Source organism: Alsobacter ponti (assembly GCF_024294805.1).
GTDB lineage: Bacteria > Pseudomonadota > Alphaproteobacteria > Rhizobiales > Beijerinckiaceae > Alsobacter > Alsobacter ponti.
Genome location: NZ_JANCLU010000040.1, coordinates 1 through 11,595 on the forward strand (window position 1 = coordinate 1; position 11,595 = coordinate 11,595).

Genomic DNA, 11,595 nt, shown 5'->3' on the forward strand with positions numbered 1-11,595 from the left:
CCATTGAAACCGATCAGCAGACCCGCAGAGTAGCTTAAACCAGCCGGGAATCTGTCCAAGGATCGGGGAGTAGCTCACTGAGCGAGGCATTGATGTTTGCCGCGTGCTGTTGCTGCGCCGCCTGCGTCGCGCTGGCTTTCTGCGCCGTGGCAAATAGCCCGCCTTTTTTGCACTGGCGACCGCGCCTATTCCTTTCTCTCTCGAAGGGAGGAACAGGAAGTTGATAATTACACTCACTGTGGATGACAATTCGTCAAACAACGATATAAAGAATGCACAGAGTAAGCGTGTGGCTGCAATTTGAGATCGAAGTTGATGGTCACATTGTTATGTCGTAAAAGCGTTGAGTGTTCATTTTACCCGGCTGGGCGGCGTCTTCTGATCTGGACCGGTCAATGATTGCTCCCCCGCTGAGTTGCGGTATTGTCGCGAGTGCTTGCATGAGACCATTGCCTGATTTTCGATTTGAGACGCCTCGACCCGAGACACATCATCCCTTGGACCGCTCTGGGGTCCTTGCCTTGACGATGCTCGCCCTGATCGCACTCGCCTACGTCGGTCTCGGCATATTCATGATGCTGCGGATCATCGCCCAGGGAGGATGATCGAGCCGGCGAAATGGCGGCGGCCCCACAAGCCAAGGAGCCGCCGCAAGTCTCCGGGGTCGGGAGATCACGTCCGGCCATCGGGAAGCCCGGACAGTACGTCAGCAGGGCAAGTTCAATTTGCTGCGGCTCATCGCCATGCAAGCGGTGACGAGTTCGATTTGGAACCCGCCCCCGCTGCTGCGCGTTTCGGAAACCGGTTGGGGACCTCGCGCGTGCCGAATAAATCGCGAATTCATGCCGAGCGGTACCTTCTACGCGCTCAGCGCGCGAAGGACCCCGTTGCACGCGCCGCCCTCTTGAAGCTAGCCGGTGACTGGAAGGAGCGCGCTGACGCGTACGACGAAGCCGAGGCGGCCAAAGCCCAGCTATCGGCAGCGACGCCAAAGCCAAAATCGGACGAGCCGCAGCAAGGCTAGCCGACCTTCGAACCGTCCTAGGTGGGATCCTGCTCAGAGTGCGCAGCGAGCAGGATCGGCGACGGACAGATCCCGGTACACGCAATTCCAACGTCGCGGGCGCGATCATCAGCAGGTCGTCGACAGTGCCGGAGGTCCGAGTTTGCTGAAGCGGCACGTGACGAAGAATGCGGCGTGCGTGAGCGCCTGACCCGCCGTCTCACGATGGCTATTGACGGTCCCGCCCGTTACACGACGATAGCCATCAACAACGATCTGCGAACCGAATTGAACCTCGATGCCAGCGACGGGATCCTTAGCTGGAGTTCCGCGACATGATGGCGTCGGACATCTTTTCAGCGATCATGATTGTGGGGAGATTGGTGTTGGCGCGCGGCACCGTCGGCATCACGGAAGCATCGACCACGCTGAGACCCTCAACACCGATGACGCGTCCGGAACTGGCGTCGACCACCGCGCCGCGATCGCTCGAATGACCCATCCTGCATGTGCCCGAAGCGTGCCATCCGCCGATCGTGAACTTGCGCACCGCTGCTTCCAGGAGTTGATCGTCAGCCAGCACGGCGCCGAGCCTGTACCCGGGGGCGAGGAACCTGTCGACGACCATGCGGCGCAGGCCTTGCGGGCCGTCCATGAGCAGCGCCGGCCCGATCGTCAGCAGCCAATTGCGCCAGGTGATCGCACCGACCATCGCGGCCATGGCACCGTGCCGGACCGGAAAGGGATCGCGGGCAGCCGCTTGCAACTCAGGGGCCGTGAAAAAGGCCGCCATCCGCTTGAAGGCTGCTTTCATGCGGGCGAGGTCGCGTTCGTCGGAAAGGAGCTGGAAGGCGATCTCCGGGTCGACACGCGCGTCGGGAGAGACAAGCCGGACCCACCCTTGGGAATACGGCTTGTTGATCCAGGTGAAGAGCGAGCCGAGACGCCGGCCGATCGGATGCCAAGCGGACTTGGCGACCACGACCGTGAACATGTCATTTGCCGGCCGCCCGCTTTCATCGGATGTGTACCGCAACGCCATCTGCACGTGGCGCCGTGGTGTCTCTCCCATTCGAAAGCCCGGCTTGATCCACGCCGACATGGCGAGCGAGGGGTGCTCCTGAAGATTGGCTCCGACACCCGGGAGGTCGCACAGGACCTCGATGCCGACCCGCCGCAGATCGGATGCCGGCCCGATGCCGGCACGCAGCAGCAGGGCCGGCGAGCGTAACGCGCCGGCCGCCAGGACGATTTCACGGCCGCGCACCACCTCACCGTTCACCTCGACCCCAATGGCGCGGGCTCCCTCCATCACGAGGCTCGTGACCGTCGCGCGCGGCCGGATCTCGAGATTGGATCTCAGCCGGGTCGTGGCGTCGAGATAACCCATGGCTGCCGAGACGCGCTGGCGACGGTTGGTGGACAGAGCCATCGGAAACCACCCGTCCTCGAAGCAGGCGTTCTGGTCTTCGATGTTGCGATATCCGGCGCTCGAAAACGCCTCGGCGGCTGCTCGTGTGAAGCCCGGCCACTGCTCGGGTGGAACGCGGCTGATGGTGATTGGGCCATCGTCGCCATGGAGGGGCCCGTGAAAATCGAGATCCGACTCAAGGCGGCGAAAATAGGCAATGACAGAGGTCCAGTCCCACCCCCGCGCGCCGAGAGAGGCCCATTCGTCGTAGTCGTCAGGCGTACCTCGGTTGGCGAGCTCGCCGTTGATGCTCGAGCCGCCACCCATGATACGGGCCTGTCCATAGGAGCATAACGGCGGGCGGTCAAAGTCATTGTGCGGCACTGGCTCGAAATAAACCTTGAGCCCAGGCCACTGGTACTTAGGATTGAAAGACGCGCGATACGGATAGACGTCCTTGATTTCATCCGGTTCTGTTCCGGGAGGATGATCCTCTCCTGCCTCCAGGAGAAGCACCCGGTTGGCGGACGAAGCTGACAGGCGGTTGGCAAGTACGCAGCCAGCCGACCCACCGCCGACGATGATGTAATCCCAGATCCGCATGAATGGTCGTCGGCTCAGCGGGGCATCGAGAAGGTGTCGAGCGCCGTGCGATTGCGCGTGATGAAGTCCCAATCATATTCGACGCCCAGCCCGGGACCGTCGGGCACCGGGAAGCAGCCGTCCTCGCCGATCGCCTCAAGGTCGTCGGAATAGCCGGACCCGAAAACCGGCGGCACCGGGTTCCTGACCCCCGGCGCAACCAGCGACAATTCGTACCAGTTGCTGTTGCGGATCGCCGCCATGCAGTGGCGCTGCGAGGGGCCCGCAGCATGGATCTCGCAGTCGAGCCCGAACGCCTCGGCGAGATGGGCGATCTTCATGGCGCCCGTGATGCCCATATCGTAGTCCGGGTCGGTTCTCAGAATGTCTGTCGCCCGCTCCGTCACCCACGGCGCCTTCGGCTCCAGGCCGCGCACGTGCTCGGTCAACAGCAAGGGGGTGCGGACATGCTCCTTGAGCTGGCGCGCGGCGTGCGGAGACCAACCGGCGTCCATGAAAGGGTCCTCGTACCAGGCGTATCCCGCCTCGTCGCAGGCCTTCCCGACATAGACGGCGTCAGCGAATGTCTTCAGTTCGCTGGCCGCGTCGTACATCAGCGTCATCCGGCCGCCGACACGCTGCGCGCAGTGAAGGAGATTGTCGGCCTCCTCGCGGGCGTTGCCCTCGCCCCACCCGTGGATCTTGAAGGCGCGGTAGCCTCGCGCGAGGCACTGCTCGGCGAAGTCGCCGTAGGCTTCCTTGCTCTCGAGCACGCCGTGCCTCCCACCATTGAGCGTACTGGCGTAGGTGGGCAGGCGCGTCCGGTAGCCGCCGAGCATCCGCCAGACTGGCTTGCCCGCCGATTTGCCGGCGAGATCCCACAAGGCGATGTCGATGGCCGAATGCCCGACCGCCATGAAATGGCGATGAAGCCGCTTGAGCTTGTTATAGACAGCCTCGCGCGCCTCGGCGTCCATGCCGAGCACGTGCGGCGCCAGTGCGCGGACCTGCCCGACCATGGCGCCGCTCTTGCCGCTGTGGACCGAGCAGTACTCGCCCCGCTCGCCATCGACCGTTTCGACCGAGAGGGCGAACGCCTTCAACTCGCTGACGGCGCCCTTCATGGCGCAGCGATTGCCACTCTCGTCGACGCCCAGGCCATCGACCGTGTAGCGGAACTCGTGAATGTCGACCTTGGCGATCCGGCTCCCTGGCCGCGTGCCTGTCATGCCCGCCATTTTTTCCGGTCCTTCCGCAGTCGGCTCTTGCCAGCACCTAGTTATCGAACTACTTCTTATTAGTCCGATAACTTTGATCTCGTCAACGATGATGGCCAGCGATCACGAAAGCCGAGCCGACGCCGCCTACAGGCACTTGCTCTCGTATATCGAGCGCGAGGATCTGCCGGAGGGCGCGCGCCTCCCGTCCGAAAGCGAGTTCGTCGAGCGGCTCGGATTGTCGCGCAGCAGCATCCGCGATGCGCTCTCGCGGTTGAGGGCCGAGGGTCGCGCCGTCTCGCGACGCGGTTCCGGCACGTTCACCGCGCGCAGCGCCCCCGCCGAGATGGTTCGCCTGTCGGCCATCGACTCCGTCCAGGACCTGATCCAGTGGCACGAGGTTCGCGTCGCCCTCGAAAGCGAGGTGGCCGCTCTGGCCGCCGAGCGGCGGAGCGAGGCGGATCTGGCCAAAATGCGCTCGGCCCAGAACGCGTTGATGGAAAGATTGCGCGAAGGCACGGGCGAGTCGGAAGACGCGGCGTTTCACGAAGCCCTCGCCGTCGCCGCCCAAAATCCCAAGTTGCTCGACGCTGTCAGAGCGCTTGCGTCGCATATCTTTCGCTGGTCACGTCTCAGTCGCGAACGACGGATCCTGTCGCTCGCCGAGCGTCGCGAGATCATCGAGGTCGAGCACGGCGAGATCATCGCCGCGATCGCTGAACGTCGGCCCGACCTCGCACGACAGGCTCTCCGGCGACACTTGCTCAACGGCCGCGCGCGGCTGCTCAGTTCGCTCAAGAGCTGATGTCGCAGAAGAAGAAAGTAGTCTGACAAGTTCAGGTGATCGACGACTCACCCAGGGAGGGATCCATGAGACAAACACGGTACGACGCGATCGACCGGCGGTCGGCACTCCAGGGCGCACTCGCCGCGGGCGTCGCCCTGCCGTTCCTCGGCGGGCGGGCTGGGGCGCAATCCGCCGACAGCATCCGCATCTGGACCTTCATGAGCGCCGAGGGGCAATCTCCGCGCGAAAAGGTGTTCAAGGCGCTGATCGACGACTTTCAGGCGAAGAGCAAGGTGAAGGTCGTCGTCGAGTCGCAGCCCTTCCAGGAACTCGAGACCAAGTTCGTGGCCGCCGTCGCCCAAAAGCGAGCGCCGGACCTCGTGTGGCTGCGCGACACCTTCCTGAGCCTCGTCGTCGATCGCGGCGGCCTCGCCGATCTGAACACCGAGCTGTCGCCCGAATTCCGGCAGCAGGCGCTGCCCGACATGTTCAACGTCTTCACCCAGAAATCCGTGTTCGACGGCAAGCGCGTGTCGCTGCCAATTTGGCCCTCGCCGGCGCAGATCATCTTCTATCGAAAGGATGCGCTGCGCGAGATCGGCTTGGAGGCGCCGCCGCTCGGCTGGACTGCCTTTGTCGATGTCGCGGGCAAACTGACGAAGGGGACACGGATCGGCCTGGGCTTGCCGACCAGTGACAACAGCGTCTCCGCGCTCGTCAATGTCATGTCCGGCTTCGGACCGTCCATCTTCGATCCGGCGACAGGTCGCATCGATCTGACCGGCGCCGAGGCGGTCGAGGCGGCCAAAACCGTGCGCGACCTCGTGGCCCGCGGCGCCGTCTCCAAGACGCTCCTCAATGCGATGGGCGACGACATCCAGGACCAGTTTGCCGCCGGCCGCTTCGCCATGGCGCAGGCCTTCGCCCCTCGCTTTCAGCAGTACCAGAAAATCGCAGCCGGCTACGATCCGAAGGAACTGGCGGTCTCGGCGTGGCCGTCGTTCGGCAGTCGTCCTCCGGCCGTGCTGCTTGGCCCGTACTGGACGGTCGGGCTTGCCTCCACCTCCCAGAACAAGGCGGCCGCCGTCGCGTTCCTGGAATCGATGTTCTCTCCCGCGGCATCGATGAAATGGGCGAAGGAGGCGAGCCTCATTCCGGACCGTCGCTCCGTCATGTCAGACCCCTGGTTCAACACGTCCGACGCCGCCGTCACCGCGGCCTTCTTCAAGCTGCTGTCCGGCGACGGCGCGTTCGTCTTTCCCCAGCGCGTTCCCGACATCACCAAGCTCTTCAACGTGCTCAACACCTCGCTGCAGGAGATCATCGGCACGGATGAGAAAGTCGAGCCGATCCTCGCTCGGGCGAAGTCGACGCTCGGCTGGTAGCCGATCGGTCCAGACACAATGACAGTGGTTCCAATCAAACTGGCGGGCGCGAGCGCGCGGTCGATCGAGCAGGCCGCACGGGCTTCGCGCCGCGTCGGCACCGCGCTCGTCGGCCCGGCGGTGGCGGTGATCGTCGCCGTCCACATCGTGCCCGCCTTCATTGGGTTTTATTCCAGCCTGCGGCGGATCTTCTTCTTCGCCGACGAAGGCTTTGTCGGGCTTTCCAACTTCTCCGCGCTCTTTTCCGACCCGATCACCTGGCAGGCGATCGGTCGATCGCTCGCCTTTACCTTCGGCGCCCTTGCCCTCGCTGTTCCGCTGGCGCTGCTGGCGGCGCTGGCCGTGCGGGAGCTCGGGCCGCGCGGACGGCTGCTGCTGACGATCCTGCTCGTTCCGTGGGCGATGAGTCCGATCGTCGTCGCCCTCCTGTGGAAATGGATCCTTCTGCCCTCGCCAGGCGGGCTCTTCGCCAGCATCCTCGCCGTCTTCGGCATCCCGCCGGTGAACCTGCTGTCGGACCCGGCCTGGGCCATGCCGACGGTCATTGCGGTGGCCGTCTGGCGAACCTTCGCGTTCGCGGCGATCATCCTCTCGGCCGGCCTGGGCCAGATCCCGAAAGACCTCTATCGCGCCGCCTCCGTCGACGGACTGTCCGTCGTGGAGAGGTTCACGAAGATCACACTGCCCCTGCTGGCCCCGTCGATTTTGATCGTCCTGTCGATGTTGACGATCAGCTATTTCAACGAGGTCCAGGTCATCATCGGACTGACCTCCGGGGGGCCGATCCGATCGACCACGACGCTGGGCTACCAACTCTACATCACAGGCTTCGTCGAACTCGACCAGGGGCGCGGAAACGCGATCGCCGTGGTCATGTTCCTCATCAACCTCCTTCTCATCGTCGGCTACATCCAGTTGCTCGGCGGACGCAAAGGCGGCGAGGCATGAAGGTCATCGCGCGCGCCGCTCTTCTCGTCGCAAGCAGCCTGGCAGCCATCATCGTGCTGGGTCCGCTCCTGTGGGCGTTGTCGACGTCGCTCAAGTCCGACAACCACATCTTCGCCGTGCCGCCGCGCTGGATCCCCGACGAGCCGACGCTGGTCCATTTTCGCCGGCTGCTGGCCGAGGGCGTCCATTGGAGTTTTCTGAACAGCACGATCTACGCGCTCGGCGCCGTGGCCGCCGCGGTGCTCGTTGGCGCGGTCGCGGGCTATGCCCTGGTTCGCTACCCCGTCTTCGGCAAGCGCGCTCTCCTCGTCCTGTTCATGGGCGTCATGGCCATCCCCGGCTATGCCCTGCTGCTGCCCACCCAGATCGCCTTCGTCAAACTCGGCCTGTTTGATACGCGCCTCGCCCTGCCGATCCTCTATGCGGCGCACGTCATGCCCTTCGCCGTGTGGATGACCCGGGCGCATTTCGCCGGCGTCCCGCGCGAACTCGAGCAAGCCGCGCTGGTCGACGGCTATTCCAGGCTGGAAGCGGTTTGGAAGGTCATCCTGCCCGGCGCGCGTCCGGCCCTGTTGTCGGCGGCGGCCTTCGGCTTTCTCTACTCCTGGAACGATTACATCACCGCCACCACGATGCTGGAATCGCCAGACCTGCGCACCTTGCCGGTCGCGCTGATCTTCTTCCAGGGCTTTCATGGGCGAGACTGGGGCGCGCTGATGGCCGGCGTCGTCGTGGCGACGCTTCCGCCCGTCGTTCTCTTTCTCGTCTTTCGCCGCTACCTGATCGGCGGCTTCGCGGAAGGCTCCGTCAAAGGCTAGACCGTCACATGCCCAGCCCCCCTCGCCTTCGTCCAGGTCACTCGGCGCGCTCGGTGCGCTTTGCCGGCGTGGCCAAACGCTTCGGTCCGGTCACGGCGGTGGCCGACGTCGACCTCACCATCGAACCTGGCCAGTTCGTCACCCTGCTTGGCCCCTCCGGCTGCGGAAAGTCCACGACGTTGGCGATGATCGCCGGCCTCGAGCTGCCGAGCGAAGGGCGGATCCTGATCGGCGATCGCGACGTCACCAGCATGCCCCCGGCCGAGCGCGACATCGCCATGGTGTTTCAGTCCTACGCGCTCTACCCGCACCTGACGGTCTTTGAGAACATCGCGTTTCCGCTGCGCGCCAGACGACGGCGGATGAGCAATGAGGACGTGACGCGCAAGGTGCGCGACGCCGCGGCGATGCTCGGCCTCGACCAACTCCTCGACCGCGTCCCGCGCGAGATTTCAGGGGGCCAGCGCCAGCGCGTCGCGCTTGGACGCGCCATGGTCCGCACCCCGACGGTCTATCTCCTGGACGAGCCGCTCTCCAACCTTGATCAGCAGTTGCGGGTCCAGATGCGCTCGGAACTGAAGGATCTTCACCAGCGTCTCGGGGCGACCATGCTCTACGTCACCCACGATCAGGGCGAGGCCATGACGTTGTCGGACGTCATCGCGGTGATGTCGGCCGGACGCATCGAGCAGGTCGGCGCGCCGCGCGATCTCTATGACTGGCCGGCCAATCTCTTCGTCGCGCGCTTCCTGGGCGAGCCGGGCATGAATATTTTCGAAGGCGAACCCCTGGATGGTCGTCTGAGGGCCGCCGGCGTGTCCATTCCGTTGCCTGACACTTTGCCCGACGCTCCTGACCCCCTGTGCGCCGGCATCCGCCCCGAATACCTTGCGGTCGAACCGGCCGACACCGCGCCCCTCCTGGGGACGGTGCGGACGGTCGAGTTCCTGGGGTCGCGCAGCCTGGTGCGGGCCGACATCGGCGCCACCCTGGTGACCGCGTTCGTCTCCCCCGACATCGAGCTGGCGCCAGGCCAGCCGGTCGGGCTCGGACCCAGCGACCCATGCAAGGTCAGGTGGTTCAACGGCCGCACCGGCGCGGCCATCCGGGCCGGGATCTGATCAGGGCGAGAGGAACGGAAGTGGAGAAGTGGGGGCGTCCGCCGCTCCCATCAGCGATACCTGAGCAGGCCAGCGTCAGCCGCGCACGACGTCCGAGACAATCCGGATGAGGTCATCGCCAAAGCCGTCGGGGTCGGCATCGAAAGCGCGGCCGACCGCCCACATCAGTGACACTTCGGTGACCCGCCACGCCGGCACGCCGGCCTTGAGTGCGGCGGATCGTGCCGCTTCCAGGTGGTCCGCCACAAGTCGCAGTTCCTCGAGCCCTGCATCGTCCTCGGCTTCGCTCGCTCGGTCGGTCATCGGAAAGGCCCCATTGTCACGATCACCAAGAAAGCCGAGCCGCGCCAGCGCGGAGCACCTTTTAATTATAGTTTGCTTTCGGCATCTTGCGCCAAGCCGGCCCGTCGTGTGTCCGGAACCGTTTTAAGCGCCCGTAAAAAAGAAGGGAGGGCACACGCGGCACCCTCCCCTCCAATGACCGACCTCAGTGCGTCAGACGATGAGATCGTGATAGGTGACCCGCGTGTGGCCCACATCGTCGGCCGTCAGGCTGAACTGCGCCGGATCGTAGAGGCCCTGCAGCACCAGGTTGGTGGCCGAGTCGGCGTCCACCAGCGTCAACACGCCGCCGGTGCCGGTCTGGTTGGCGGCAAACGACCACGAGGCGCTGGCAAAGTCGATGTCGGCCAGCTCCAGGGCGTCGCCGGCGCCGAAATCCTTCACGATGCCGGTGAAGTCGGCGCTGTCACCCAGCGCCAGCGTGCCGACGCCCTGGCCCAGATCGACCGCGATCGACGCCGCCGCCTTAAACTCCAGCGTGGCCCCGCCATCGACGATCGTCTGGTGCGAGCCGATCGCCTCGCCAGCAACGGGGATGTTGCTTCCTCTGGCGAACACTGTTCGTCGTGAGCAGCTTGTCTCAAAACAAAACAGCGCTTTAAGCCTGGGTCATGCAGAAGGCTCCCGCCGGGAATGAAAAAGGAGGGCGCGGTTCAGCGCCCTCCCCTCTGCACCAAACAGATTAGATAAACTGGAAGTCCCCTGTGTTGATGTTGTTCAATGCGGACAGCGTCGTGATGTTCGACAACTCTGTGATCAAAACTGCTCCCCCTCCCACGCTTGGGTTGCTATCATAATACACTACCGCATGGCCCAGCGTTGCATCGAGCATCACAAAGATGGCTCCTCCGGTTATGTTAGTGTAGCCGTCTATCACGGACTGGATATTCGCCGAGGTTACGGAAGCATCATTTTTCACAGCAACTTCGGTCCCGGCGACGTTTATTGCGGCGTTGCTCCCACTCTTGAAGTTTTCGACGAACGTGTCGTTGTCGCCGATAGAAAACGCACTACCACCGTTACTGCTCGGAACAACATCAAATTGCAGCCGATCGACTGTCGTAGTATTCGTTGCGGCTTCAAAGTCCCCGATTACATCACCTCCATCAGATGGGGAAAGGAACCGGAAAGTGTCATTGCCGGCATCGCCATACAAGGTATCGCGGCCAGCCCCGCCGTCGAGTATATCATCTCCCGTTTGCCCAAAGAGCTGATCGTTTCCTCCGAGGCCCACGAGCACGTCAGTGCCCTGATTTCCATAGAGGATATCGTCGCCCGTGACACCGCTCAGTGAGTCACTCGTGTTTCCATTCGTACCTGTGATGATATGGAACGTTTCCTGCCTATTGACGCCGACAGGATCCCCCACCTGCGTAGCTTGGATAATAATACTGTAGTCTTTGTTCGCGCCGAGACTTGATGCCGACAAAGTCGACCCGCTGATTGAAAAGGTGCCCGATACTGACTGCGACACAATACTGTACGAAATCGCGCCGGTGTCAGGGTCCGTTGCCGACAGGGTTCCAGAAAAGGCATAGTTGTTGAAGTTGACGTCTCCGCTAGGTGCCGCGGTGACAAGTGAGATGTCGGTGGGTGCCACGCGACTGGTGGTGTTGATCGTGACGCTATCCGAACCAGCACCGCCCAGGTTGAGCGCCGTGTCTGTGTAACCGCCAGCGAGCACTGAAACTGACCCCGTTCCGTTATAACCCACCTGCGCCGTGAACGTCGCCGTCCACGTCTTGCCCGACGGGTCGGACGGATCCACTGCAAGGCCCGACACCGTCCCGCCGACGACCGTCAGGTCAGCGGCGCTGAAGCCAACCGGCGTCTCCGAGAACGTGAATGTCACCACCGAACTGGTGTCGCTATCGTTCAGTGAACTGTCCACGATGTTCACGGTGACCGTCGGGTTCTTCGTGTCGATCGCGACCGTGTCGCTGCCGCCGGTGCCGGCGTTGCCGACCACGTCGGTGTAGGA

10 protein-coding genes are annotated in these 11,595 nt (G+C 63.7%); 5 read left to right on the plus strand and 5 right to left on the minus strand.

The features are described from left to right. Positions 1–1,319 precede the first annotated feature (1,319 nt). On the minus strand, positions 1,320–3,011 hold the full coding sequence (locus NK718_RS21665; protein WP_443092885.1) for a GMC family oxidoreductase: 1,692 nt from the start codon (positions 3,009–3,011) through the stop codon (positions 1,320–1,322). Positions 3,012–3,031: 20 nt separating this feature from the next. Continuing rightward, complete coding sequence (locus tag NK718_RS21670) at positions 3,032–4,234, minus strand: enolase C-terminal domain-like protein (RefSeq protein WP_254746740.1); 1,203 nt, start codon at positions 4,232–4,234, stop codon at positions 3,032–3,034. An 88-nt stretch (positions 4,235–4,322) separates the two neighbouring features. Here NK718_RS21670 and NK718_RS21675 point away from each other — a divergent pair, with 88 nt between their 5' ends. From NK718_RS21675 to NK718_RS21695, 5 genes are all read left to right on the plus strand, one after another. Next, on the plus strand, positions 4,323–5,018 hold the full coding sequence (locus NK718_RS21675) for a FadR/GntR family transcriptional regulator (protein ID WP_254746743.1): 696 nt from the start codon (positions 4,323–4,325) through the stop codon (positions 5,016–5,018). A gap of 35 nt (positions 5,019–5,053) precedes the next feature. After that, complete coding sequence (locus tag NK718_RS21680; RefSeq protein WP_254746746.1) at positions 5,054–6,385, plus strand: extracellular solute-binding protein; 1,332 nt, start codon at positions 5,054–5,056, stop codon at positions 6,383–6,385. Positions 6,386–6,511: 126 nt separating this feature from the next. Then, positions 6,512–7,333, plus strand: coding sequence for a carbohydrate ABC transporter permease (locus tag NK718_RS21685; protein ID WP_254746749.1), 822 nt, complete (start codon positions 6,512–6,514; stop codon positions 7,331–7,333). Then, positions 7,330–8,151 (plus strand): carbohydrate ABC transporter permease, encoded by an 822-nt coding sequence (locus NK718_RS21690; protein WP_254746752.1) that lies wholly within the window; start codon positions 7,330–7,332, stop codon positions 8,149–8,151. Before NK718_RS21685 ends, NK718_RS21690 begins: the two co-directional genes overlap by 4 nt. A gap of 53 nt (positions 8,152–8,204) precedes the next feature. Beyond that, a complete protein-coding gene (locus NK718_RS21695) occupies positions 8,205–9,272 on the plus strand; it encodes an ABC transporter ATP-binding protein (protein ID WP_254746755.1) in 1,068 nt (355 codons plus the stop codon). A gap of 75 nt (positions 9,273–9,347) precedes the next feature. Here NK718_RS21695 and NK718_RS21700 read toward each other — a convergent pair whose 3' ends face one another. The 3 genes from NK718_RS21700 to NK718_RS21710 form a co-directional block, all read right to left on the minus strand. After that, positions 9,348–9,575 carry a hypothetical protein gene (locus tag NK718_RS21700; protein WP_254746758.1) on the minus strand — a complete coding sequence of 76 codons (228 nt, stop codon included), beginning with the start codon at positions 9,573–9,575 and terminating at the stop codon, positions 9,348–9,350. A 192-nt stretch (positions 9,576–9,767) separates the two neighbouring features. Next, positions 9,768–10,172: a hypothetical protein gene (locus NK718_RS21705; RefSeq protein ID WP_254746761.1), complete on the minus strand. Its 405-nt coding sequence runs from the start codon at positions 10,170–10,172 to the stop codon at positions 9,768–9,770. Between the two features lie 124 nt (positions 10,173–10,296). Next, on the minus strand, positions 10,297–11,595 hold a 1,299-nt coding region (locus NK718_RS21710; RefSeq protein ID WP_254746764.1), incomplete at its 5' end, for an Ig-like domain-containing protein.